This is a genomic window from Devosia sp. GW821-FHT12F11 (assembly GCF_058806655.1).
Map to the genome: position 1 here is coordinate 449,930 of NZ_JBXAPX010000002.1, position 22,713 is coordinate 472,642.

The window sequence follows — 22,713 nt, forward strand, 5'->3', positions numbered from 1 at the left end:
TTCCTCCCGTAGGCAGACGGCCCTCCCCACCACGCGGCGCGGGGTGGGATCAGGTGGGCGACGTGCATCAATAACGGAGCATGTCGGGGACTGCCATACCAGGCGGTTGCGTGGGCAAAATATCCCCGGCATAAGCATTGGGCAGTTGAGGGGAAAGACGGCGTGACCAAACGGTTCGTGAGTATCGGCGAAGCCATGATCGAAATGTCTGGCGGCGAAGGCGGCATGTACCGCCTCGGCTATGCGGGCGACACGCTGAACACCGCCTGGTACGCACGGGCCCTGCTGCCGGAAGGTTGGGACGTCGACTATGTGACGGCGCTCGGCGACGACATGTATTCGGCCGAGATGCGGGCATTCATCAAGAAAGCGGGGATCGGCACCGAGCGGATACAGACGATCGCCAACCGCCGCCCTGGGCTCTACATGATCCACCAGGAAAAGGGCGACCGGCACTTCACCTATTGGCGCGGCCAATCGGCAGCCAAGCTTCTCGCCGATGATGTCGAAGCACTGGAGGCCGCGGTGGTGGGTGCCGATACGGTGTATTTCTCGGGAATTTCGATGGCGATCCTCGCGCCGCGAGCCCGCGGCAAGCTGATGCGCACCATCGTCAAGGCGCGCGACGCCGGCGCGACCGTGGTGTTCGACACCAATCTGAGGCCGGCGCTATGGACCAGTCCGAAGATCATGGCCTCGACGCTGACGGCCGCGGCGGCGATCGCCGACATCGTGCTGCCGACGCATACCGACGAAGCGCCGCTGTTCGGCGATGCCTCGCCTGAGGCTACGGCGGAGCGCTACCTGAAGCTGGGGGCGCAGGAAGTGGTGGCAAAGGACGGTGCGAAGCCTGCCTTCGTCGCCACCGCCGACGGGGTGCGCCAGTATGTGCCGGCGCCGACGGCCGACAAGGTCGTCGATGCGACCGGCGCCGGAGATTCATTCAACGGCGGCTATCTCAGCGGCCGAGCTCGCGGCCTGTCGCCGGTCGAGGCGGCCGAGCGCGCCCACCGGGTGGCCGGCGTGGTGATCGGCCACAAGGGCGCATTGGTGGATCCGGAGTTGGTGCGGGGGGTCTAGGGGCGCGCCGACACCGACCTGCCGGTCGCGGCTTTCCTGGGAGCTTCAGGCGTCGGAGAGACCGGCTTGAGCCGCAGGCTGAAGACCAGCGGCACCAGCACGGCGTAAAGGGCGACGACGGAAAGCCAGATGGCGCCGGGCCAGTGGTCGCGGAAGACGAAATAGAGGCTCGAGAACAGCAGCGGCGCGCAGATGGAGGCGAGGCTGACCGCCGAGGCGAGGACGCCCTGGAACTGGCCCTGCTGGCTCTCGTCGACCTGCCGCGTGGCGAGCGACTGCAGCGCCGGGGCGCCGATGCCGCCTAGCGCGAAGACCGGCATGATGGCGAAGATCAGCCAGCTCTGGGTGGCGAAGGCCATGACAACGAGCGCAATGCACGCGCCGGCAATGCCGCCAAGGATAGCGCCGCGCTCACCGAGCAGTCTTACCGCGGGGCCGGGGAGGAAGGCCTGCGCCAACGTCTGGCAAACGCCGAATGCGCCGAGCGACAGGCCGATCCACAAGCCGTTCCACTGGAAGGTGTCGCTACCCCATAGGGCCCAGCAGGTGCCGTAAACCTCGCCGGTGGCGGCGAAGGCGAAGAAGATGAAGATCATCGGCCTCAGGCTTTTGAGCGACAGGGCCCAGCGCAGCGAGCGGAGCGGACTGAGCGCGCCGAGATCGAGCTTGTCGCGGCTCGGGGTACGCGACTCGGGCAGCACGAGAAGCGCGAGCAGCAGGTTGGCGCCGTTCAGCACGGCGGCGGCGATGAAGGGTAGCCGCAGCCAGTAGTCACCCAGCGCGCCGCCGAGCACCGGGCCGATGATGAAGCCGATGCCGAACATGGCATTGAGCAGGCCGAAGCGGCGGGCCCGGGTTTCCTCAGGTGAGATATCGGTGACGTAGGCGGTGGCAACCGAGACATTGGCGCTGGTCAGCCCGGCAATGGCGCGACCGATGAACAGCAGCCAGAGGTTCGGCGCGAAGGCGAGAAACAGGTAGTTGATCGCCGCGCCGCCGAGCGAAATCAACAGCACCGGGCGGCGACCGAGCCGATCGCTGAGGGCGCCGAGGATCGGCGCGAAGACGAACTGCATGACGGCATAGAGCGCGGTCATGATGCCGATATAGGCGGCGACGTTGTCGGCGCCGGTCACCTCGGCGAGCAGCGAGGGGAGGATGGGGAAGATGAGGCCGATGCCGACGGCATCGAGGACAATGGCAGTGTAGATGACGGTGAGGGATCTCTGCATGGCAAGCTTGCTCCACGCGAAGCAGGCGGGCGCCACGCAGGCGACGACAGCTTCGCGATCATGCCCGACAAAGCGGGCGACTGGGGTTCTGGGAGACGCTGACCAGGCCATGCGCGGGGCATGAACTGGCGTGTGCTTGACCACCTGGACGACTATTCGTCCACCTGTTTACTCCGCCACTGAGCGGATCAAGGGAGGCGGTCGCTTTTCGCGACGCTTTGCAGATACGCCCGACGCAACAGGCGGGCAAGTGCGATGAGAGAATGGGAGATCGGCGGGACGAGAATGGCCCGACCTAAGCCCTCAGGATCTTTTCCAGCGCCTTGCCCTTGGCGAGCTCGTCGATGAGTTTGTCCATGTAGCGGATCTCGCGCATGGTGGGATCCTCGATGTTCTCGACTCGGACGCCGCAGACGACGCCAGTGATCAGCGAGCGCGCCGGGTTGAGCTGCGGCGCCGAGGCGAAGAAGGTTTCGAGCGTGACACCCCTGGCCATCTCGGCTTCGAGCGACTGCTGGGTGTGGCCGGTCAGCCAGCGAAGGATCGCATCGACTTCAGCCTTGCTGCGCCCCTTGTTCTCCGCCTTGGCGACGTAGAGCGCATAGACCTTGGCGATACTGTACGAGTAGACGCGCTGGTTCATGGGTTCCTCGGGCCTATGCCGCCGCTACGATCAGCCAGGTGCCGGGTCGGCGCCCGATCTCACTTTACCAGATGATTGGGGATGAGTTCCGCCTTCATCCAGTGCTCCTCGTCCTGCACATGGCCGGCCCGCACATACTTGCCCATGCGAACGGGCATCTCGAGTTCCGGGAAGGCGCCAGCGACCCGGACGACAAAGCCCTCCTGCCTCGCACGGTCGAGTGCTGCAGCGAGATCCTCGAACAGGCCTGGTTTGTACGGCCCTCGATAGAGTGTCGGCACCGGCGCGACACCCAGTTCCTCGAACCGCGCCAGCGTCGCATCCCACGACTGGACTTCGTCACCGACGATCCACCCAAAACCGAGGAAATACGATGGCAGCTCCGCATAACTGATGGCGTGTCGAGCGTAGAGATTCTCGCCGATGATGCGTTCGCCATCGTCCAACTGCGGGCTGATCCCGGCGGCGAAGGCCTTCAGCCAATCGCGTGACGGGTGGTAGCGGCTGTCGGGACTGCGAGCATGCGAACCGCCCTGATGAATGGTAGAGTTCTCGCCATCCATCTTCTCGGTGACGAGGAGGTCGCCGACCATCAGCCCGTCCAGACTCGCCATGACCTTGTCGTCGCTGGTCGCCCCAGGCGAGATCGGCAGGTGGTAGGTTCGTCCGTACTTTTTCATGAGCTGCGGGTTGGGCAGAGGCGCTAGCGGGCTTCGACAATAAGGCGGATGCCAAGGATGCCGATGAAGGCGGCGGCGGCCCGATCGACCCAGAGCTTGGCGCTGAGATAAATGGCGCGGGGTTTCGTCGCCGAGAAGGCGATGGCGACGATGCTGTACCACAGGGTTTCCTGCAGGAAGATCAGCGGCGGCAGGGCCCAGTAGAGCCAGGGCTCGGGGTTGGCCGGCAGCAGCGCCGCGAACACCGCGCCGAACACAGCGACGATCTTGGGATTGGAGAGCTGGGTGAGAAGGCCGAAGCTGAAGGCCTTGCGCGGATTGGCGGCGGGAGCGACGCCGGCCTCGACTGTGATCGGGTCGGCGGCGTGGCTCCAGATCTTCCAGGCGAGATAGACGAGGTAGAGCCCGCCGGCGACTTTCAGGGCGGTGAACAGGAGGCCACCGTCCTGCATCAGGGTGCGCAGCCCGAGCACGGCGAGCGCGCCATACACCATGGCTCCGACTCCCATGCCGAGTGCAGCCGCGAGCCCCTCGGTACGCGACTGGGCGACCGCGGTGCGAACCACGAAGACGAAGCTCGGGCCCGGACTGATGGCGCCAAGCAACAGGGCGCCGAGAATGGCGAAAAGCGGCAGGAAATGGTCCATGGGAGCCTCGCGCGGATGACCCGAGCGAGTTGAACGGGAGTTGGCTGCGGGGTCAAGCGGGCGAACTCGGTGTCATTCCCGCGCAGGCGGGAAACCAGTGGGATCTCGCAACGCTGGTGGAAGCTGAAGCATCCCACTGGGTCCCCGCCTGCGCGGGGATGACGCCCGTGGGTAGAAGGACGGCGTCGTCCAAAACCGCTCCCACCCGACCGGCGACGTCCGAGTGGGAGCAATTCAGGGCCAGCGGCCGTTACAGCATCTTCTCTTCCTTCACCGGGGTGCGGCTGACGATTTCGTGGTCGCAGGCGTCGTAGGTGATGTAGTAGGCGACGTACTCGTGCTCGTAATTCTTCTTCTTGGCGGAGAAGAGGTAGATGCCTTCCTCGGCTTCCTTCTCGAGCTTCTCGATGTTCTTGTAGTTGCGCTTCTTGAGGTAGCGGATCGCCTGTTTGACGCTCTGGCAATCGTAGTCGTCGTCGTAGTGCTCCTCGTAGATCGGTTTTGACTGCAGCCCGCCGGCCATGGCGGGCTGGAAGGAAACAGCAACGAGCGAAAGGGCGACAGCGGCGACCGCCGGGCGGGCGTAACGGTTGAGACGTGCGAACACTTTGTCCACTCCATGAAAGCAGGCTCGGTTGCCTGCGGATGGGAGAGGACTAGTCGGGTTCGGCTGAACCAATGCGGACCCAGCGGTTCAGTGGTTATTCATAAGTCGTATTATGACTTTGTGAGTTGCGTCGCGTCAGAACATGCCGTCGCCGGAGTTGATGTACTCGATCTCCTCGGGAGTGGAGGTGCGGCCGAGGGCGGCGTTGCGGCGGGGGTAACGGCCGAAGCGGGCAATGCAATCGCGATGCATGATCTCGTACTTGAGCGTGTCCTCGTCGCCGAGCGCGGTAAACAGCCGAACGGCCTCGTCGTGCACCGCGAGGTCCTCCGAATGCATGTAGGGCATATAGAAGAACATCCGGCGCCGTGGCTCGACCCGCATGTCGTCGCCGGCGGCAACCGCCTCCTGTGCGAGGCGCAGCGCCATGGCATCGGAGGCAAAGGCCTCGGGGCGCTTGCGGTGCAACTGGCGGCAGAACTGATCGAGCACAATGATCTCGGCAAGCCGACCCGACGGGGTGGCGCGCCACCAGGCGGCCTCGCCACGGGCGACGGCAGCATAAGTTTCGCTGAAGCGCGCGGCGAGCAGCGCGTCGAACTCGGGCTTACCGCCGAACCAGTCCGGCTCGCCATGCTCGACGAACCAGAAGTTCAGGATTTCATCGGGGGAGGTCATGAGCTGCGCACCTTCGACAGACGACCCCTCCCTGCCTCCCGCATATCGGGAGGTGACGAAAGAGGTTCACGGTTCATTGTCCATGGGCGGGGCATGATGTCACCGGCCGCACGGCGCTGGGTTATGTGGGGCAGCACTGAGGAGATTTCCATGCGGCTCGTGAAGCTCGATACGCCCGACGGCATCATTTACGTCAACCCCGAGCATGTGGTGGCGGTGGTGAAGGGGTTGCGCGACACCAAGATCGATACGGTGTCGGGCGTGCACGTGGTGAAGGACCCGCCCGAGGTGGTGGCGCGGCTGCTCGGGATGGAAGAGATCGAGCTCGACGTGACGCCCAAGGCAGTCGGCTGGAAGGCCTAGTCGCCCGCCACCTCCTCCCTCGAGGGAGGAGGCGCCGACTGTACCTCCCCTGCCCCCTACACGGTCACAATCGCCTTGATGACACCGGTGCGGTCATGGGCCCAGACCGGCATATCCTGGGGCACGCGGTCCAACGTGGTGGCGTGGGTGGCGAGCTTGTCGGTGGGGACCTTGCCCTGGCGGATCGAGTCCATGACGTGCTCGAAATCGGCGCGGATGGCGTTGCGCGAAGCGCGGATGGTGAGTTCGCGCCGGTGCACTTCTGAATCGGGGAACACCAGATCGCCCTTGATGACGCCGACCAGGGTGTAGCTGCCGCCATTGCGGGGATGGAACAGCGAGGCGTTCATCGCCTTGATCGAGCCGGTGGAATCGAACACCGCGTCGAAGCCGGTCGACTTGATGCGCGTGAATTCGCTGCCCTCGAGATCGGCCGGCGAGAAGGTGCGAAAGCCGAGGGCGCGGGTGGCTTCGATCTTGTCCGGGGCGGCATCGATGACGGTGACATCGGCTCCGGCGATTTTGGCGAAGAAAGCGACGCCGAGCCCGATCGGACCGGACCCGACCACCAGGGCGCGCGAGCCGGGCTTCAGCTCGGCGGTGCGGCGGATGGCGTGAGCGCCGATGGCGAGGAACTCGACCATGGCCGCATCGCGCAGGCTCAGGCCATCGGCCTTGTAGAGGTTGCCTGATGGCATGACAATCTCTTCGGCCATACCGCCCGGCGCATGGACGCCGATCACCTTCAGGGTCTCGCAGCAATTGGCGCGGCCTTCGAGGCAGGCCGGGCAATGGCCGCAGTTGAGGTAGGGGTTGATCACCACTGGATCGCCGGCGGCGAAGGCTTCGCCGTTCGGGTCGACCACGACGCCGCTCAGTTCGTGGCCGATGACGCGCGGGTACTCGAAGTAGGGAAAGTTGCCCTCGAAGATGTGGTAGTCGGTACCGCAGATGCCGATGTGGCGGATGGCAACGCGAACCCAGCCGGGCTTCAGCTCGGGACGGTCGATGTCGATCAGCGCCAGCTGCTCGGGCGCGGTGCAGGATATGGCTCGCATGGGGTCTCCTATTGGAGAGATCATAGCGGGGCGTGGCTTCACCACAAGCACCCGGCAGGCTACAAACCCCGCGTCTTTAGTGGGGTATTTCAGCGTGAATTTTGCGAGCGATAACTGGGCCGGGGCGACACCTGAGGTGATGGCGGCTCTGGCGCGGCACAATGACGGATACTCGCCGGCCTATGGCGGGGACCCGCTGAGCCTCGGCGTGACGGAGCGCTTTTCGGCGCTGTTCGAGCGCGAAGTGGAGGTGTGGTTCACGGCGACAGGGACGGCGTCGAACTCGCTTGGTCTCGCGGCGCTGAGCCGGCCGGGCGGCGTGGTGTTCTGCGGTGAGGATGCGCATGTGCACACCGACGAAAGCGGCGCGACGGAGTTCCAGTCGGGCGGCATGAAGCTGGCGCCGGTGCAGAGCCCGCTCGGATTGATCGATGCGGGAGCGTTCGCGACGGCGCTCGGCAAGCACTCGCCCGGTGGGCGCAGCGTGCCGGTGGCGCTGAGCCTCACCAATGCGACGGAATGGGGCACCGTGTATTCGGTGGCGCAGGTGGCTGAGCTCTCAGCGATGGCGCGCGCCGGCGGGCTCAAAGTGCACATGGATGGAGCGCGGTTCGGCAATGCGGTGGCGGCGCTGGGCGTGACGCCGGCCGAGCTGACCTGGAAGGCCGGGGTAGATTTCCTGTCGTTCGGGGCCACCAAGAACGGCTGCTGGGCGGCAGAGGCGATCGTGGTGTTTACCCCGGGACTGCTCGGGGATTTCGAGGCACGGCGGCAGCGGGCCGGACACACGTTCTCCAAGGCGCGGTTCGTTGCGGCGCAGTTCGAGGGGTACCTCGAGGATGGCAACTGGCTGCGTCGGGCCGGGCATGCCAACGCCATGTCGGATCGGCTGCGCGCCGGGATCCGGGCCAGCAGGGTGGCGCGGCTTGGCTGGGAAAACACGGCGAACGAGGTGTTCGCGGTGATTTCGAAGGCAGCACTGGCGCGAGTGCGCGCAGCAGGCGGCGCGGCGCATGAGTGGCCAAGTAACGGGCTCGCGGCGGACGAGACGCTGGTGCGGTTGGTGACGAGCTGGGTGACGACCGAGGCGGACGTGGACAGGTTCTTGGCAGCGCTCTGACCACCGGCCTCTCGGTCATCTCTCCCCTTGGCGGGGGAGATGCGCTGCGGCGACATCTAGCCCACCACCACCTTCACCAGGTTGCCGGCCGGATCGCGCGTTTCGATCCCCTCATTCGTTTCCGCGTGGCCCGCGCCAATTGCAGTCAGCCTGGCCTTCACGGCGTCCAGCGTCGCCTGATCCGGCACCACGACGTGGAACCAGCGCAGGCCTGCCGAACCTTTCGGCGCCTGGGCGGCGTTCGGGCCGGACCAGATGTTGAAGGCGATGGTGTGCGGCGGGTAGTCGAGGCCAAGGTCGCCCATGCCGAAGCGGCGCATGATGAACAGGCCGCCGAAGCCGAGGCCGTCGCGATAGTAGCGCATGGCCTGCTCGAGATCGTTCACATGCAGGTGGATGTGGCCGATGCGGGTGCCCTCGGGCATCAGCGCCGGCACGGCGTTGACGTCGTCGAGTTCGGCGAGCAGGTCATCGACATCGATGGCCTCGCGACCGGAATGCGGCGAGCCATCGACGGTCTTGACGTAGAACCCGTCCTCGCCGTCGCCGATGGTACCGCGCCACGGCGTCTCGAAGGTGATCTCGATGCCGTTATTGTCGTAGTCCCACAGGTAGATCGCCTCGGAGACGAGGTGATCGGTGGGCGAAATGCGGACGCGGCGCATCAGGGCCCGCACCACCATTTCGGCCAGCGCCTTGCGGGTCGGGACGTGCACGGCGACGTGGTAGAGGCCGAGCGAGCGATCGGGGAAAGGGCTGGTGGCGCCGAGCTCGAGAGTGATCAGCTCGCGGCCGCCGGCGCCCAGGTGCAGCGCTTCGGCATCCTCGGAAATGAGCTCGAGACCGACGACATCGCGCCAGACGGCAAGCGCCTTGTCGCGATCGGTGACGCCGATACGGACAGCGCCGAGATGGGTGGTGAGCGGCAGCGTCGGGGCGGAGCGGACCGCGGCCTGGGATTCGACTGTGATCATGATGGGGTCTCGCGACGGGCGTTGTGTTGACCCTGATATGGCGGAGGCCGAGGGGCAAGCCAATGGTGTCGCGAAGGCGGACAGTCGATACAGATATGCGTGAATGAGGCAGTTGTCAGGTGGATTGGCTACACCGATGGTGCGGCCGCCCACCACGCTACGGGTGGCCCCGCCACGCGGGGGAGGATCACTGCACGGCCGGTGCGGAAAACGACCACCACCCCCATCCCCGTTTGGGGATGGATGGTGGGGAGGGAGTGGTGGCCGTACTGCAGCCGACGGCGCCGAGGTCAGGTGGCGACGATGCGGCGGCGGTATTCGCTGGCGGCGTAGACCAGCAGGGCGGCGGCGATCAGTCCGCCGACGAGTTGCGCCCAGTCGACCGTGGCAAGGAAGCGCGGGATCATCGCCGTGGCGTTGAACTGGGCATCGGCGAATATCTCGCGTTCGAGGTGCAGGTTGTCGGCGCCGAACTTCAGCCGCTCGTTGAGGTAGTTGAGGAAGTAGCCGGCGCGCGGCCCCGTATCGTTGAAGATCAGGTTCTCGGCGAGCCCGATCAGCCCGGGGATGAGGAAGGCGAGCGGGATCGACCAGCGGCGGAATACGGTCGACAGCGCGCCGACCCAGGCGAAGAACGGGGCATACCAGAGCAACGCCGTCACGAGGCAGACGAGCGCGAAGGCGGCGATCTGGAAACCCGAGGAGAGAAACTCGAAGATCCCGGGGACGCCGAGGCGCGGCAGCATCATCGCGGTGATCATGGTGACCACGTAGATGAGAACGCCGGTGATCAGGTACGCGCCAAAGATCAGCGCCGGGAAGATGGTCATGCCGGCGAGCGACTTGGAGGCCAGCACCTTGAAATCGGTGACCGGCATCGACTTCCAGAACAACATGGCGTTGTTCCGCCGATCAGCGCTGAAGGCGTTGGCGTAGTAGAAGAACAGCGCCGCCAGCAGATACATGGACCAGAGCGCCGCCACCGCGAGGAATCCGAACTCGAAGAACTTCAGCGCCGAGGGGACGCCGATTTCCTGGTGCATCTGGAAACGGTTCGAGGCGATGCCGAACACCAGCACCAGCGTCATGATGCCGAGGATCACGCCGGGGGCGTAGAGGAACGCACCCCGATGCTCGAGATACTCGCGCTTGATAAGGGCAACGAGAGACTTCATTTGGCGGGACCGCGCTGCATGAGGGCGACGAACAGGTCGCTGAGAGTGGGAGTGGTGACGTCGCCGAACTGGGCGAGCTGGTCGCGATCGACGCCGTCGAAGACCATGGCGGTCTGGCCGAAGCGGGTTTCGCTGTAGATCGGGCCGAGCGCCGTGGCGGCGGCGACCTGATCGGGGCGAACCAGCACCTGGCTGAACTTCGAGGAGACCGTCTCCATCTGCATGTGGAGGATCAGCTCACCATCACGAATGAACATGATGTCAGAGAGCATGAACTCGATCTCATCCACCTGGTGGGTGGTGATCAGCAGGGTGCGCTCCTCGGTCATGTAGTCCTCGAGCAGACGCCGGTAGAAGCGCTTGCGATAGGTGATGTCGAGGCCGAGCGTCGGCTCGTCGAGCACCAGGAGCTTGGCATCGATCGCCATCACCACCGCGAGGTGGAGTTGGGCGATCATGCCCTTACTCAGGTTCTTGATCCGGGCGTCCATCTTGACGTCGGTGCCCTCGAGGAAACCGCGGGCCTTCGCCTGATCGAAGTTGGGGTGGATGTTGGTGAGCAGCGCGAACAGCTCACGCACCCGCAAAAACCGCGGCAGGCTCGCGACATCGGAGATGAAGGCGACGTTCTTCATCAGCGAAGCGCGCTTCTGGTACGGATCCTCGCCGAGGACACGCACGGTGCCTTCGTAGGAGGTGAGGCCGAGCAGCGCGTTCAGCGTGGTGGTCTTGCCAGCGCCGTTGTGGCCGACGAGGCCGTAGATGCGGCCGGCGGGGATGTCGAAATCGAGCCCGTGGAGGATTTCGGTGCGGCCGAAGTGCTTCTTGAGGCCACGCGCCGAGACGATCGGAGCAGCTGTGGTTTGAGCCAGATCATTCATCTTTACCGCCTTGCTTCAACAACTGTGTGGGATCGAGATCGAGGGCGGCGAGGCGCGCCATGACGCGCGGCCACTCCTCGGTCAGAAATTTCTGGCGCTCGTGGGCGAGCAGGCGCTGGTGGCCGCCTTCGGCCACGAACATGCCCATGCCGCGGCGCGACTCGACGACACCGATATCGACGAGCGACTGGTAGGCGCGGGTGACGGTCAGAGGATTGACCGAGAGGTCGGCGGAGATCTGGCGCACCGAAGGAAGCGCCTCCCCCTCCTTGGTGGTCTTGCTCAGGATCATGTCGGCAATCCTTTCGCCGATCTGTACGAAGATCGGCTGGCTGTCGTTGAACTGGCTCATGCGTGATGCCTTGGTAGTGTGCTAGTTATGTAGCACACCAAATCGGAGGCGCAAGTAGATTCTTCAAGGGGCAGGTTCGGAGGCGCTACTGGTGGTCTTGGCATTGTCGAACGAGAGCGCGTAGTTTCGACAGCGCCGCAGCAGGAAACGCCTTGTGTGACAGCGGCTTCAGGGGGGACGGGGTGCGCATTCTGGTAACCGGCAGTGCCGGATTTATCGGCTTTCACCTGAGCCAGCGGCTGCTGGCGGCAGGGCACGAAGTGATCGGCCTCGACGCGCTGACCCCCTATTACGACGTCCGGCTCAAGGCGCAGCGACACGCTATGCTCGAGGCCAATAGCAGGTTTCGCGCGGTGATCGGGCGGCTGGAGGACGCGGCGGCGATCGATGCGGCGTTCTCCGAGGCGCCGGAGGTAGTGGTGCACCTCGCGGCACAGGCAGGGGTACGCTACAGCCTCGAGGCGCCGTTCAGCTATACCGACAGCAATGTGACGGGGACGCTCGCCATCCTCGAAGCGGCGCGCCGAACGCCGCTCAAGCACCTGCTGATCGCCTCGTCGAGCTCGGTCTACGGCATGGCAAGGGGTCAGCCGTCGCGCGAGACGGATTTGACCGACCGGCCGGTGTCGCTCTACGCGGCGACCAAGAAAGCGACGGAGGCGATGAGCCATTCCTACGCGCATCTGTTCGAGGTCCCAACGACCTGCCTGCGCTTCTTCACGGTCTACGGACCGTGGGGGCGGCCGGACATGGCGCTGTTCCGGTTCTCCGAGGCAATCGCTGCAGGCGAGCCGATCAGCATCTATGGCGAAGGCCGGATGCGGCGGGATTTCACCTATGTCGATGACGTGGTGACGGCGATCGATCGGCTGATCGGGGTTGCGCCGGTGCAAGGGCAACCGGTGTCGGCGGTTGACTCGCTCTCGCCGGTCGCCCCCTGGCGGGTGGTGAACATCGCCGGTGGCCGGCCAGTGGAGCTGATGCGGTTCGTCACGGCGATCGAGAGGGCGATGGGACGCGAGGCGAAGAAAGAGCTGCTGCCCATGCAGCCGGGGGATGTGACGGAGACAGCGGCAGACGTAGGCCTGCTGCGAGCACTGGTGGATGAGGTGCCGCAGACGGAAGTGGAGGATGGGGTGCGTGCGTTCGGCGAATGGTTCAGGGGGTGGCGGGGCGTTTAGGCTTGCCGCAGTGTCCAGTGACTGTGGCCCCCGCGGTCCCGGGTAGTGTCGTCGATCGCGCCAACTCCACCGGTGTCATCCCGACGCAGGCCGGGATCCATCCTGAGATGTTCCGGCTCCAGCGCTTGACCCGCACCACCTCAGGATGGGCCCCGGCCTTCGCCGGGGTGACCCCGTGGGTGTGGAGAGTGCTGGTTACAACAGTCACCCAACCGAACGGAAAATCGCTTGAGTGCTAACGACTCGGGTCGACTGACATGTTAGGGACAAGTATTCGTTTCTGATCGGCACCCGCCGACCATCCTGCATTCCTGGATTCCCAAATTGACGGCCACAGCTTCGGCACCGGCGACTTCGATCGCCAGCAAGACCACGCTCTCGATCATCATCGCGGTGTCGGTCTGCCACCTGATCAACGACACCATGCAATCGCTGTTGTCGGCGATCTACCCGATCCTCAAGGAGAGCTATGGGCTCGACTATGTGCAGATCGGGCTGCTGACGCTGACCTTCCAGTGCACGGCGTCGCTGCTGCAGCCGGCCATCGGCATGTATACCGACAAACGCCCCCTGCCCTTCTCGCTGCCGGTGGGTATGGCGTCGAGCCTGATCGGGCTGCTGATCCTGGGGTTCGCGCAGAGCTACTGGCTGCTGCTCGTCGGTTCGGCCTTCGTCGGGCTGGGCTCGGCGATCTTCCATCCTGAGAGTTCGCGGGTGGCGCGGCTGGCTTCAGGCGGGCGGCACGGCCTCGCGCAATCGCTGTTCCAGGTGGGCGGCAATGTCGGCTCGGCGATCGGACCGCTGCTGGCGGCGTTCATCGTGTTGCCGCGCGGCCAATCGAGCGTTGCCTGGTTCGCGGCGGGCTCACTGGTCGGCATCTTCATCCTGACCCGCGTCGGCATGTGGTACGCGGCACACCGCAAGGCCAATGCCGGCAAGGCGCCAGTGAGCACGGCGCTCTTGTTCGACAAGCGCACCACCGCCATTGCGCTCACCGTGCTGACGGTGCTGACGCTGACCAAGAACGCCTACATGGCGGGCCTCTCGAGCTACTACACGTTCTTCCTGATCGACAAGTTCCAGGTCGGCGTGCAGGACGCGCAGCTGTTGCTGTTCGTCTATCTCGGCGCTTCGGCGGTTGGCGTGTTCCTGGGCGGGCCGATCGGCGACCGCTTCGGCGCCAAGTTCGTGATCTGGTTCTCGATCCTCGGCGTGCTGCCGTTCACCCTGGCCCTGCCCTATGCCGACCTCACCTGGACGGTGATCCTGACGGTGCTGATCGGGCTGATCTTCTCGTCGGCGTTCTCGGCCATCGTGGTGTTTGCGCAGGAGCTGCTGCCGGGCCGGGTCGGGATGATCGCCGGGATCTTCTTCGGCTTCGCCTTCGGCGCCGGCGGTATCGCCGCTGCCGCGCTCGGCGCGCTGGCCGACGTGACCGGCATCCAGTACGTGTTCTGGCTCTGCTCGTTCATGCCGCTGGCCGGGCTGCTGACGGTGTTCCTGCCCGAGATGCAGCACAAGGTGCGGTGAGGGCACGTTCTTCCTTCATCTCTCCCCTTGCGGGAGAGAAAGCGATTTCTTGGGCTTAGCCCTTCGCTAAGCCTTAGAAATCGCCAGAGAGGGGATCGAGGCGGGCACGATGGCTCCGCACCCCCTCTCTGGCGAAAACTAAGGACTTAGCTGCGCTAAGCCCAAGTTTTCACTTTCTCCCCCGCCAAGGGGGAGATGACGACTGAGAGATACGATCAGATCTGTAGCAACGCCACCGGCTTCTGCAGCTTGAACAGCTTGCCGGTGGGCCTCAGCGTGCCGTCGGTGGCAACGTCGAAGACCACGAGGTCTTCGCTTTCCTGGTTGGCGACGATCAGGTGCTTATCCAGCAGGAGGAAGAAGCGGGGCCAGTTGCCGCCGCAATCGATGTTCTGCTTGAGGCTGATCGTGCCATCGGCGGCGATGGCGAAGGCGGTGAGCGAGTTGTGGCCGCGGTTGCTGACATAGACCACGGTGCCGGCGGCATTGATCTGGATGTGGGCGCCGGTCGAGGTGCCCTTGAAGTCGTCGGGAAGTGCCGAGAGGGTGTTGAGCTCGGTGAGCTTGCCGCCCGGCTCGCGGGCGAGCGCGGTGACCGTCTCGGCATATTCGGTGAACAGGTAGGCGAACTTGCCGTTGGGGTGGAACGCCAGGTGGCGCGGACCGGCGCCCTTGGGCGTCGCGAACGCCGTCTCCGGGCCGCCGACGAAACTGCCGGCCTCGTAGCGGACGCTGCGCACTTCATCGTGCCCCAGATCGACCACGTAGAGCCGGTCCGCCTCGGGCGACCACTGGGTCCAGTGGGCGTGGCCCTTGTCGTGGGCGTGGGCGCTGCGCAGTACGGTGGGGTCGGCCTTGAGCGCACCCGTCGCGGCATCGATCGAAAACACCGGGGTCGAGTCGTCGCCGTAATTGGCGACAGCGAGCTTGGTGCCCTTGGGGCTGATGCGGAGATAGCAGGGGTATTTGGCGCCGGTCGACTGGTAGCCGAGCGCAGTGACCGTGCTGTTGTCGCCGGCCAGCGTGAAGGCGCCTGCCTTCTCGGCCATTTCGTCGGTGACGTAGACAGTGCGCGTCGTGGGCGCGAAGGCAATCCACGAGACGTCAGGCGTGCCGGGAAAACTGCGGACCAGCTCGATGTCGCCGCTGGTGGTGTCGAAGCTCAGCAGCTTCAGGCCTTCGCCATTGGGGCCGGTATAGGATCCGGACAGCAGCTCAATCTTGGTCACGCGGCACTCCTCCTCGCGCTCGCCGCGGGACGGGGAGCGCCGCGTTCACGGCAAGCTTCTTACGAGACTCGCCGGCCGAAATCTATTGCGGCGCCTTGGGTTGTTTCGGGTCGTAGCCGACGCAAGTGGTGATGCCTTCGTCGCGCGAGCAGGTGATGTTGTAGCCACCCGATTTCGAACAGGTCCCGGTATTGTCGTCGTGCGACTCATAGGTGCCGCCTATGCTGGCGCAGTTGGCGCCATACTGGCCGAGGCTCAGGGTCTTCGAGGTCTGGTAGACATTGTCGGTAGCACCGACAGCGGTGGTGAGCCCAAGTACAGCAACAAGAACAAGAAGCGTTTTCATGATCGATGTCCCTCATTGGAGCCCGCGCGGGTTGCGCGTCGGGCTTGAGGGTGCGCCTCGGCCGATGTCGTGGCGCTGAACGGCGCGTTCAGGCGATCAGCGCGCCCGGTCCCAGCCCTCTCGCATCAGCTTGAAGCCCTTCTCGTAGACCTCGGCTTCCGAGGTGAACAGCGGACGCCAGATCTTGGTGGCGGCGGCGAGATCCGGCAGCGCGGAGCCGAAGGCTTCGATGGTCATCCAGCCGTCGTAACCAGCCCGCTTCAGAGCGTTGAACACCGACTGGAAATCGATGTGCCCGGCGCCGGGAACGCCGCGATTGTTCTCGGAAATGTGGACGTGGTTGATTTGGTTGATGGTGGCCGGGATCACTGACGTGATCGAGTTCTCTTCGATGTTGAAGTGGAAGGTATCGTAGAGATAGCCGTAGTTCGGCTCGTCGACCGCCCTCACCAGCTCAGCGGCCTGGGCCGCCGAGTTGAGGAAGTAGCACTCGAAGCGGTTGAGTGGCTCGACCGAGAGGGCGACGCCCTGCTTCGCCGCGTATTGCGCCGCCTGCTTGTGGATGTCGCGGACCCGGGACTTCTCGTCAGGGGTGGCGCCGCGGCCGGTGAACTCGCCGAGCGGCTGGTGGAACGGGCCGGCGGCAAGGGTGCCGCCGAGCGCGGCGGTGCAATCGGTGAGCCATTGCAGGTGGCTGAGGGCACCGGCGCGCTCGGCCAGATCGGGGGAGACGGCGGATTTGCCACCGCCGGGCATGACGCCGATGCCGGTGGCGCCGAGACCGATATCTCGGAGCCGGCGACCGAGCTTTTCGTAATGATCGGGCGTCCCTTCGAACATCGGAACCTCGACGCCGTCATAGCCCACCGCCTTGAGGCGCTCGATGATCGGCCAGTGTTCGTCGGTGACGTGGGTGGTCCAGAGCAGGAGATTGAAGCCGAGTTTCATGGTGTTCTCACGATTGAAAGTAGGTGGCTCAACCCCTCACCCGCCTCGGCCTTCGGCCGAGCCACCCTCTCCCCGACGGGGAGAGGAAAAGAGGTGATCGCCGCGCCCTCCGGGTTCTTCTCCCCGTCGGGGTCGCGGGACGAGGGCGCAGCCCTCGCCCGAAGGTGGCGCGTAGCGCCGGATGAGGGGTTGTGGCACCCCGGCTACAAGTTCACCCAGCTGCCCGACTTGCCCGAGCTGATGATGGCGTCACAGAGCTTGTTGGTCGCCAGCGCATCCCTGAATGTCGGCGCTGCCGGTTTGCCAGTCTTCAGCCCCTCGAGGAAATCGGCTGCGGTGTGGGTAAAGCTGTGCTCGAAGCCGATGACCAGGCCTGGGACCCACCATTTGCCGAGATAGGGGTGGTCGCCGTCGGTGACGAGGATGTTGGTCCAGCCGCGCAGCCGCCCCTCGGTCGAATGATCGAACCACTGCACGCGGTTCATGTCGTGCAGGTCCCAGGCGAGCGAGCCCTTCTCGCCGTTGATTTCGAGCGTATAGGCGGCCTTGTGGCCACGGGCATAGCGGGTGGATTCGAAGGTGCCGAGCGCGCCGTTGCTGAAGCGGGTCAGCACTGCCGCCGCGTCGTCGATGCCCACGGTCTGCTTCTTGCCGGTGTCGGCGTGGGTACGCTCCTTGACGAAGGTCTCGGTCATCGCGGTGAGCGATGCGATATCGCCGTTGATCCACAGCGCACTGTCGAGGCAATGGGCAAGGAGGTCGCCGGTGACGCCGGAGCCAGCGGCATCGACATCGAGACGCCAGGTGCCCTGCCCGCCCTGCGGCACATCGGGGGAAATGGTCCAATCCTGCAGGAACTTGGCGCGGTAGTGGAAGATGCGGCCGAGCTTGCCCTCGTCGACCAGTTGCTTGATCAGCGTGACGGCGGGGACGCGGCGATAATTGTACCAGACGAGGTTGGCAACGCCGGCCTTCTCGACCGCATCGACCATCGGCTGCCCCTCGGCGGCGGTGCGGGCCAGCGGCTTCTCGGTCAGCACCATCTTGCCGGCCTGGGCGGCCGCGATGGCGATCTCGGCGTGCAGGTCGTTGGGCACGCAGATGTCGATGGCGTCGATGTCGCGACGCTCGATCAGGGCGCGCCAGTCGTGCTCGACGCTCTCATAACCCCACTGCTCGGCGAAGCGGCGCACCTTGCTGTCGTTGCGCGCCGCCACCGCCTTCAGCACCGGATGATAGCCGGTATCGAAGAAATGGCTGACGGAGGCCCAGGCGTGCGAGTGGCAGCGGGCCATGAAGCCGTAGCCGACCATGCCGATATTGAGTTGTTTGGTCATTGGAGTGTTCCTAGTTCGCGGCTACCCACGGAGTCATTCCCGCGCAAGCGGGAACCTCTGTTTGGGCGCACGCCGAGAGATCGCAAACGGAGGTCCCCGCTTTCGCGGGGATGACCCGGTGGGTGGGGAAAGTGCAGCGCCTCTTCCCCACGATGGCTATTCCCGCCAGCCGTGGGCTTCGCGGACTTTGAGCATGGCGCCGAGGATCTTGTTCCAGGTCTCCTGCTGCTCCATCACAGCGTTGGGGAACATGCAGCCGTCCCAGCAGATGTGGCGCATCTTTCTGGTCAGCTCGCCCTTGTCGTCGCGCAGCCAGTAGCCGGCGTGTTTCACCACATCGAGCCGGCCATTGGGGTCGTCGATCTGGCAGTGACGCCCCGTCTTTTCGTGGTCGCCGGAACCGAAGGTGGTGCCGTCGTTCTGGGCAACGTGGAAATCCAGCGTCCAGGGCCGGAGCGCGTCGGCAACCTTGTGATAGGCGGCATCGAGCGCCGCCTTGTCGCTCCACTCGAAATCCGTGGGCAAGATGCGGTCCTTTTCGGCATTGGCGCCGAGAACGAACAGCATCGAGTGCGCCATGTCGGCCTGGTAGCCAACCACACCGGGCATATTGACCAGCTCAAGCAGCTTCACGTTCTCGCGCCAGGAGTGCATGCCGCCCCAGCAGATCTCACCTTCGGCGACGATGTACTCGCCATAATGCTGGGCGATACGGCCGGCTTCGCGGAAGGTATCGGCGATCTTCCTGGTGTTGCCCGTGGGGTCCTTGTCCCAGGCTTCGACGCCGGTGGAGCTGTCGACGCGGACACCGCCGGTGGGGCGGATGCCGAGCTCGCGCATCTGCTGGCCGATGCGGCAGGCCTTCTCGACCTGGGTAAGGAAGCGCTTGACGTCATCGGCATCGCCCATGGCGGAGCCGCCGCCGGCGCCGCCCCAGATCGGAGCCACGAACGAACCGACCTTGAGGCCAAAGCTCGCGATGTGGTCGGCCATGCGCTTCACATCGTCCTTGGAAGAATCGATCGAGATGTGCGGGTCGGCTAGCCACAGATCGACGCCGTCGAACTTCTGGCCATCGACCTCAGCATTGGCCGTGAGCTTCAGCAGCGTATCGAGGGGGATGATCGGCTCAGCGCCGGGAGCGCCCTTGCCGACCACGCCGGGCCAGGTGGCGTTGTGGAGTTTCGGGTAGTTGTTGGATGCCATGGTCCCCCTCCCCTGGGGATTATTACTTTGTCGAAATTCTTAACGCGGCGCTGGTGCGAGCCGGACGCCGAAATCATCACGCTGCCTGCCCCCTGAGGTTCAGGCCGGTCTTGGCATCGAACAGCATCACCTTGTCGGGGTTCCAGCTGAAGCGCACGGCTTCTTCGACCTTGACCTCGACGCGGGCCGGGACGGCAGCGCGCATCAGGTTGTCGCCGACGCGCAGGGTGACGATCTTTTCGATGCCGTGGTTCTCGACATCGTGGATGCGCGCCTCGTTCGGGGCGCCGGCGGCGACCTCGACGTCTTCCGGCCGAATGCCGAAGGTGACCGGCCCTTCCACCGCGGCACTTCGGGTGATGGGCATCTGAAAGGCCTGAGCGACGCTCGCCACATCGCCGGCGAGGCTGCCGGGCAACAGGTTGATGGCAGGCGAGCCGACGAAGCTCGCGACAAACGTGTCGCGCGGGTTGGTGTAGACGTCGCGCGGCGTGCCGACCTGAACGATCTTGCCCTTGTTGAGCACCGCGATGCGATCCCCCATGGTCATCGCCTCGACCTGGTCGTGGGTAACGAAGATGAAGGTGGCGCCGAGCCGCATCTGCAGGTCCTTGAGCTCGGAGCGCAGCGACTCGCGGAGCTTGGCGTCGAGCGCCGAGAGCGGCTCGTCCATCAGGAAGACCTGCGGTTCGCGCACGATGGCCCGGCCGATGGAAACGCGCTGCATCTCGCCGCCGGAGAGACGGTCGGTCTTGCGATCGAGCAGGTGGGTAATGCGCAGGGTTTTGCTGGCGTAGTCGATGCGCTTGTCGATATCGGCTTCGCTCATCTTGCGGATGCGCGAGCGCAACGGGAAGGCCAGGTTGTCGCGCACGGTGAGGCGCGGATAGAGCGAATATTGCTGCAGCACCAGAGCCACGTCGCGCTCGGCCGGCCCCCAGGCGTTGACGTTGACCTGGTTGATGTGGATGGCCCCTTCGGTGGGCTTTTCGAGCCCGGCGATCATCCTGAGCGTCGTGGTCTTGCCGGCGCCGGTGGGGCCGAGCAACACGAAGAACTCGCCATCGGCGACATCGAGATCGAGCCGATCGACCGCGACGTGCGGGCCGAAGGATTTGGTGATGTTTTCGAGGTGGATGCGGGCCATGTCAGTTGCCTAGCCGGATGCCGAGCGAGGCGCCCGAGCGGGTATCGAAGAAATGCGCCTGAGCGGGGTCGATCCGGGCGAACACGGTGGCGCCGGGCTTGTCGACATAGCCGGAGGCGGTGCGGGCGCGCAGGATTTTTTCGCCGAATTTCAGATCGATGATGTCGAAGCCGCCGAAGGGTTGGATGATGTGCGCCTCGGCGGGACGGTAGCCCGGCTTGTCCTCGCGGCTGACGATGACGCCCTCCGGGCGGACGCCGAGGGAGAGGTCGGAGGCAGCCTGCTTCTGTTCGAGCATCCCAAGCAGTTCACGCGGCAGGTCGAAGCTCGCGTCATCAAGCGCGATGCGGGCGCCGCCGTCGGCCTCGCTGACCTTGGTGGCGGCGATGTTCATCACCGGCGAGCCGATGAACTGGGCGACAAACAGGTTGGCCGGATAAAGATAGACCTCGGAGGGGGTGCCGACCTGCTGCAGCACGCCATCGTTCATCACCACGATGCGGTCGGCGAGCGACATGGCCTCGACCTGGTCGTGGGTGACGTAGATCGAGGTCGAGCCGTTCTCGAAATGCAGGCGCTTCAGTTCGATGCGCATGGTTTCGCGGAGCTTGGCATCGAGCGAGCCGATCGGCTCGTCGAGCAGCAGCGCCTTGGGGCGGCGCACCAAAGCGCGGCCGATGGCGACGCGCTGCATGTCGCCGCCGGACAGCGCCGATGGACGGGCGTTGAGCAAGTGCAGGATGCCGAGCGACTTGCCGACCGAGCGCACAGTGCGATCGACCACATCCTTGGCGGTGCCGACGGCGCGCAGCGGAAAGGCGAGGTTCTCGTAGACGGTAAAATGCGGGTAGAGCGCGTAGTTCTGGAACACGAAGGCGATGTCGCGATCGGCGGCGCGAAGGCCCTGGATCGGCTTGCCGTCGAGCAGGATATCGCCACTGTCGATTTCCTCGAGGCCGGCAATGGCGCGCAGCGTCGTCGTCTTGCCGCAGCCGGAGGGGCCGAGGAAGACGACGAACTCCTTGTCCTTCACCGTCAGGTTCACGTCCTTGATGACGTGGACAAGACCGAAATGCTTGTCGATGTGCCTGAGTTCGATCTCAGCCATGGGTGCCCCCATGCATGCCGGCAGAGAGCGGGCCGGTATCGTCCTCGTCGATCACCTGCTTCTCCGGCGCCGGGATGTGGACGGCGACATTGAAGCCGATCAGCCCGATCAGCATGATGGTCACCGAGTACTGGTGCAGCACCTCGATCCACGGCTGGCAGAGGAAGATGATGCCGAGGATCATCAGGGTCATCGAGCCGGGCTCGAGGAACTTCTGGTTGAACACGCGCAGGTTCATTTGCGGATCGCTCCGAAGCTCATGCCGCGCAGCAGGTGGTTGCGCAGGAGGAAGGTGAAGATGGCGACCGGCAGCAGGAACAGGAACGTGCCGGCGGCGATCACCGTCCAGTCAGGCAGGCCCGCGCCGATCTGACTGGGGATGAAGGGCGGCGCGGTCTGGGCGCGCCGGTTGGTCATGATCAGCGCGAAGGCATACTCGTTCCACGCCGTGATGAAGCAGAACACGGCAGTGGCGGCGATGCCGGTCGCCGCTTCGGGCAGCACGATCTTGAAGAAGGCCTGGATGCGGGTGTAGCCGTCGACCAGCGCGGCCTCCTCGTACTCCTTGGGAATTTCGTCGATGAAGCCCTTCATCAACCACACCGCGAACGAGACGTTGAAGGCGGTGTAGAGAATGATCAGGCCCAGGTGTGAATCGTTGAGCCCGGCCGCGCGGTACATCAGGAACATCGGAATGGCGACGACGATGGGCGGCAACATTCGGGTCGAGAGCACGAAGAACAGCAGGTCCGCCTCGCCCTTCACCTTGAAACGCGAGAAACCGTAGGCGGTGATGGTGCCCATCGAGACGGCTAGCAGCGTCGAGGTGACGGCGACGATGAGCGAGTTGATGAAGCGATCCGGATAGCCCGAGAGCTGAATCTCGCCCTTGCCCGAACGGGTGATGCGTTCGCCGCCGTCGAAGACCAGCCGCTCGAACCACGGCGCGTTTTCATAGTCGACGACTTCCTTGGGCTTGAGCTGCACGCGCTTGGTGAAGAGCTTCACGAAGGGCGACACCTCGGGCTCGAACAGAATGGTCGGCGGGTTGGTGGTGGCAAGATTGCGCGGCTTGAACGAGGTCGACACGATCCAGTAGATCGGCGCCAGCATGATGAAGGTGACGACGATCACCGCCGCAATGGCGAGAAGGTTGCCGACGCGTTGACCGCGTGAGGAGACGACGGCCAT

General features: G+C 64.9%; 25 protein-coding genes. 5 read left to right on the forward strand and 20 right to left on the reverse strand.

What is annotated here, in order from left to right; all coding sequences use genetic code 11:
• Window positions 1–162: 162 nt before the first annotated feature.
• Complete coding sequence (locus AC1ROK_RS07770) at window positions 163–1,080, forward strand: sugar kinase (protein ID WP_492845495.1); 918 nt, start codon at window positions 163–165, stop codon at window positions 1,078–1,080.
• On the opposite strand, the gene AC1ROK_RS07775 is transcribed toward AC1ROK_RS07770, so the two are convergent.
• From AC1ROK_RS07775 to AC1ROK_RS07800, 6 genes are all read right to left on the reverse strand, one after another.
• Window positions 1,077–2,312, reverse strand: a complete 1,236-nt coding sequence (locus AC1ROK_RS07775) for a TCR/Tet family MFS transporter (RefSeq protein ID WP_492845497.1) — start codon at window positions 2,310–2,312, stop codon at window positions 1,077–1,079. The genes AC1ROK_RS07770 and AC1ROK_RS07775 overlap by 4 nt on opposite strands.
• A gap of 295 nt (window positions 2,313–2,607) precedes the next feature.
• Window positions 2,608–2,955 carry a DUF2200 domain-containing protein gene (locus tag AC1ROK_RS07780; protein ID WP_492845499.1) on the reverse strand — a complete coding sequence of 116 codons (348 nt, stop codon included), beginning with the start codon at window positions 2,953–2,955 and terminating at the stop codon, window positions 2,608–2,610.
• A 59-nt stretch (window positions 2,956–3,014) separates the two neighbouring features.
• Window positions 3,015–3,635 (reverse strand): RNA ligase family protein, encoded by a 621-nt coding sequence (locus AC1ROK_RS07785; protein ID WP_492845502.1) that lies wholly within the window; start codon window positions 3,633–3,635, stop codon window positions 3,015–3,017.
• Between the two features lie 23 nt (window positions 3,636–3,658).
• A complete protein-coding gene (locus AC1ROK_RS07790) occupies window positions 3,659–4,282 on the reverse strand; it encodes a LysE family translocator (protein ID WP_492845503.1) in 624 nt (207 codons plus the stop codon).
• A gap of 250 nt (window positions 4,283–4,532) precedes the next feature.
• Window positions 4,533–4,889: a hypothetical protein gene (locus AC1ROK_RS07795; protein ID WP_492845505.1), complete on the reverse strand. Its 357-nt coding sequence runs from the start codon at window positions 4,887–4,889 to the stop codon at window positions 4,533–4,535.
• 135 nt (window positions 4,890–5,024) lie between these two features.
• On the reverse strand, window positions 5,025–5,567 hold the full coding sequence (locus AC1ROK_RS07800; RefSeq protein WP_492845507.1) for a DUF924 family protein: 543 nt from the start codon (window positions 5,565–5,567) through the stop codon (window positions 5,025–5,027).
• Window positions 5,568–5,717: 150 nt separating this feature from the next.
• Here AC1ROK_RS07800 and AC1ROK_RS07805 point away from each other — a divergent pair, with 150 nt between their 5' ends.
• The gene (locus tag AC1ROK_RS07805; RefSeq protein ID WP_055887892.1) at window positions 5,718–5,930 is read left to right on the forward strand and encodes a hypothetical protein; all 213 of its coding nucleotides are present in this window, start codon (window positions 5,718–5,720) and stop codon (window positions 5,928–5,930) included.
• Between the two features lie 56 nt (window positions 5,931–5,986).
• Here AC1ROK_RS07805 and AC1ROK_RS07810 read toward each other — a convergent pair whose 3' ends face one another.
• Complete coding sequence (locus AC1ROK_RS07810; RefSeq protein ID WP_492845510.1) at window positions 5,987–6,988, reverse strand: zinc-binding alcohol dehydrogenase family protein; 1,002 nt, start codon at window positions 6,986–6,988, stop codon at window positions 5,987–5,989.
• A gap of 94 nt (window positions 6,989–7,082) precedes the next feature.
• Here AC1ROK_RS07810 and AC1ROK_RS07815 point away from each other — a divergent pair, with 94 nt between their 5' ends.
• Complete coding sequence (locus AC1ROK_RS07815; protein ID WP_492845512.1) at window positions 7,083–8,108, forward strand: threonine aldolase family protein; 1,026 nt, start codon at window positions 7,083–7,085, stop codon at window positions 8,106–8,108.
• Window positions 8,109–8,164: 56 nt separating this feature from the next.
• On the opposite strand, the gene AC1ROK_RS07820 is transcribed toward AC1ROK_RS07815, so the two are convergent.
• The 4 genes from AC1ROK_RS07820 to AC1ROK_RS07835 all read right to left on the reverse strand — a co-directional run bounded on the left by AC1ROK_RS07820 (window position 8,165) and on the right by AC1ROK_RS07835 (window position 11,490).
• On the reverse strand, window positions 8,165–9,082 hold the full coding sequence (locus AC1ROK_RS07820; RefSeq protein ID WP_492845514.1) for a VOC family protein: 918 nt from the start codon (window positions 9,080–9,082) through the stop codon (window positions 8,165–8,167).
• 290 nt (window positions 9,083–9,372) lie between these two features.
• Entirely contained in the window at window positions 9,373–10,257 is an 885-nt protein-coding gene (locus AC1ROK_RS07825; RefSeq protein WP_492845516.1) for a hypothetical protein, read from the reverse strand.
• Window positions 10,254–11,138, reverse strand: a complete 885-nt coding sequence (locus tag AC1ROK_RS07830) for an ABC transporter ATP-binding protein (RefSeq protein WP_492845518.1) — start codon at window positions 11,136–11,138, stop codon at window positions 10,254–10,256. Before AC1ROK_RS07830 ends, AC1ROK_RS07825 begins: the two co-directional genes overlap by 4 nt.
• Window positions 11,131–11,490 carry a GntR family transcriptional regulator gene (locus AC1ROK_RS07835; protein ID WP_291312157.1) on the reverse strand — a complete coding sequence of 120 codons (360 nt, stop codon included), beginning with the start codon at window positions 11,488–11,490 and terminating at the stop codon, window positions 11,131–11,133. Before AC1ROK_RS07835 ends, AC1ROK_RS07830 begins: the two co-directional genes overlap by 8 nt.
• Window positions 11,491–11,672: 182 nt before the next feature.
• Here AC1ROK_RS07835 and AC1ROK_RS07840 point away from each other — a divergent pair, with 182 nt between their 5' ends.
• Both AC1ROK_RS07840 and AC1ROK_RS07845 read left to right on the forward strand, forming a co-directional pair.
• Entirely contained in the window at window positions 11,673–12,671 is a 999-nt protein-coding gene (locus AC1ROK_RS07840; protein WP_492845521.1) for an NAD-dependent epimerase/dehydratase family protein, read from the forward strand.
• A gap of 324 nt (window positions 12,672–12,995) precedes the next feature.
• Window positions 12,996–14,201, forward strand: coding sequence for an MFS transporter (locus tag AC1ROK_RS07845; protein ID WP_055887913.1), 1,206 nt, complete (start codon window positions 12,996–12,998; stop codon window positions 14,199–14,201).
• 215 nt (window positions 14,202–14,416) lie between these two features.
• On the opposite strand, the gene AC1ROK_RS07850 is transcribed toward AC1ROK_RS07845, so the two are convergent.
• From AC1ROK_RS07850 to AC1ROK_RS07890, 9 genes are all read right to left on the reverse strand, one after another.
• The gene (locus AC1ROK_RS07850; protein ID WP_492845523.1) at window positions 14,417–15,430 is read right to left on the reverse strand and encodes a lactonase family protein; all 1,014 of its coding nucleotides are present in this window, start codon (window positions 15,428–15,430) and stop codon (window positions 14,417–14,419) included.
• An 82-nt stretch (window positions 15,431–15,512) separates the two neighbouring features.
• Complete coding sequence (locus tag AC1ROK_RS07855) at window positions 15,513–15,776, reverse strand: hypothetical protein (RefSeq protein ID WP_492845525.1); 264 nt, start codon at window positions 15,774–15,776, stop codon at window positions 15,513–15,515.
• A gap of 96 nt (window positions 15,777–15,872) precedes the next feature.
• A complete protein-coding gene (locus tag AC1ROK_RS07860; protein WP_492845527.1) occupies window positions 15,873–16,724 on the reverse strand; it encodes a sugar phosphate isomerase/epimerase family protein in 852 nt (283 codons plus the stop codon).
• A gap of 203 nt (window positions 16,725–16,927) precedes the next feature.
• Window positions 16,928–18,061 (reverse strand): Gfo/Idh/MocA family protein, encoded by a 1,134-nt coding sequence (locus tag AC1ROK_RS07865; RefSeq protein ID WP_492845529.1) that lies wholly within the window; start codon window positions 18,059–18,061, stop codon window positions 16,928–16,930.
• Between the two features lie 156 nt (window positions 18,062–18,217).
• On the reverse strand, window positions 18,218–19,267 hold the full coding sequence (locus AC1ROK_RS07870) for a TIM barrel protein (RefSeq protein ID WP_492845531.1): 1,050 nt from the start codon (window positions 19,265–19,267) through the stop codon (window positions 18,218–18,220).
• A gap of 76 nt (window positions 19,268–19,343) precedes the next feature.
• The gene (locus tag AC1ROK_RS07875; RefSeq protein WP_492845533.1) at window positions 19,344–20,414 is read right to left on the reverse strand and encodes an ABC transporter ATP-binding protein; all 1,071 of its coding nucleotides are present in this window, start codon (window positions 20,412–20,414) and stop codon (window positions 19,344–19,346) included.
• Window position 20,415: 1 nt separating this feature from the next.
• Window positions 20,416–21,522 carry an ABC transporter ATP-binding protein gene (locus AC1ROK_RS07880; RefSeq protein WP_492845535.1) on the reverse strand — a complete coding sequence of 369 codons (1,107 nt, stop codon included), beginning with the start codon at window positions 21,520–21,522 and terminating at the stop codon, window positions 20,416–20,418.
• Window positions 21,515–21,760 (reverse strand): hypothetical protein, encoded by a 246-nt coding sequence (locus tag AC1ROK_RS07885; RefSeq protein ID WP_492845537.1) that lies wholly within the window; start codon window positions 21,758–21,760, stop codon window positions 21,515–21,517. Before AC1ROK_RS07885 ends, AC1ROK_RS07880 begins: the two co-directional genes overlap by 8 nt.
• Entirely contained in the window at window positions 21,757–22,713 is a 957-nt protein-coding gene (locus AC1ROK_RS07890; protein ID WP_492845539.1) for a carbohydrate ABC transporter permease, read from the reverse strand. The genes AC1ROK_RS07885 and AC1ROK_RS07890 overlap by 4 nt, the downstream gene beginning before the upstream one ends.

What these genes read in the sequence shown, in the direction of transcription:
- AC1ROK_RS07835 (WP_291312157.1), bottom strand. Translation starts at nt 11,490, where the DNA reads ATGAGCCAGTTCAACGACAGCCAGCCGATCTTCGTACAGATCGGCGAA.
- AC1ROK_RS07820 (WP_492845514.1), bottom strand. Translation starts at nt 9,082, where the DNA reads ATGATCACAGTCGAATCCCAGGCCGCGGTCCGCTCCGCCCCGACGCTG.
- AC1ROK_RS07790 (WP_492845503.1), bottom strand. Translation starts at nt 4,282, where the DNA reads ATGGACCATTTCCTGCCGCTTTTCGCCATTCTCGGCGCCCTGTTGCTT.
- AC1ROK_RS07865 (WP_492845529.1), bottom strand. Translation starts at nt 18,061, where the DNA reads ATGACCAAACAACTCAATATCGGCATGGTCGGCTACGGCTTCATGGCC.
- AC1ROK_RS07870 (WP_492845531.1), bottom strand. Translation starts at nt 19,267, where the DNA reads ATGGCATCCAACAACTACCCGAAACTCCACAACGCCACCTGGCCCGGC.
- AC1ROK_RS07875 (WP_492845533.1), bottom strand. Translation starts at nt 20,414, where the DNA reads ATGGCCCGCATCCACCTCGAAAACATCACCAAATCCTTCGGCCCGCAC.
- AC1ROK_RS07810 (WP_492845510.1), bottom strand. Translation starts at nt 6,988, where the DNA reads ATGCGAGCCATATCCTGCACCGCGCCCGAGCAGCTGGCGCTGATCGAC.
- AC1ROK_RS07855 (WP_492845525.1), bottom strand. Translation starts at nt 15,776, where the DNA reads ATGAAAACGCTTCTTGTTCTTGTTGCTGTACTTGGGCTCACCACCGCT.
- AC1ROK_RS07830 (WP_492845518.1), bottom strand. Translation starts at nt 11,138, where the DNA reads ATGAATGATCTGGCTCAAACCACAGCTGCTCCGATCGTCTCGGCGCGT.
- AC1ROK_RS07860 (WP_492845527.1), bottom strand. Translation starts at nt 16,724, where the DNA reads ATGAAACTCGGCTTCAATCTCCTGCTCTGGACCACCCACGTCACCGAC.
- AC1ROK_RS07890 (WP_492845539.1), bottom strand. Translation starts at nt 22,713, where the DNA reads ATGGCCGTCGTCTCCTCACGCGGTCAACGCGTCGGCAACCTTCTCGCC.
- AC1ROK_RS07885 (WP_492845537.1), bottom strand. Translation starts at nt 21,760, where the DNA reads ATGAACCTGCGCGTGTTCAACCAGAAGTTCCTCGAGCCCGGCTCGATG.
- AC1ROK_RS07825 (WP_492845516.1), bottom strand. Translation starts at nt 10,257, where the DNA reads ATGAAGTCTCTCGTTGCCCTTATCAAGCGCGAGTATCTCGAGCATCGG.
- AC1ROK_RS07785 (WP_492845502.1), bottom strand. Translation starts at nt 3,635, where the DNA reads ATGAAAAAGTACGGACGAACCTACCACCTGCCGATCTCGCCTGGGGCG.
- AC1ROK_RS07780 (WP_492845499.1), bottom strand. Translation starts at nt 2,955, where the DNA reads ATGAACCAGCGCGTCTACTCGTACAGTATCGCCAAGGTCTATGCGCTC.
- AC1ROK_RS07800 (WP_492845507.1), bottom strand. Translation starts at nt 5,567, where the DNA reads ATGACCTCCCCCGATGAAATCCTGAACTTCTGGTTCGTCGAGCATGGC.
- AC1ROK_RS07880 (WP_492845535.1), bottom strand. Translation starts at nt 21,522, where the DNA reads ATGGCTGAGATCGAACTCAGGCACATCGACAAGCATTTCGGTCTTGTC.
- AC1ROK_RS07805 (WP_055887892.1), top strand. Translation starts at nt 5,718, where the DNA reads ATGCGGCTCGTGAAGCTCGATACGCCCGACGGCATCATTTACGTCAAC.
- AC1ROK_RS07775 (WP_492845497.1), bottom strand. Translation starts at nt 2,312, where the DNA reads ATGCAGAGATCCCTCACCGTCATCTACACTGCCATTGTCCTCGATGCC.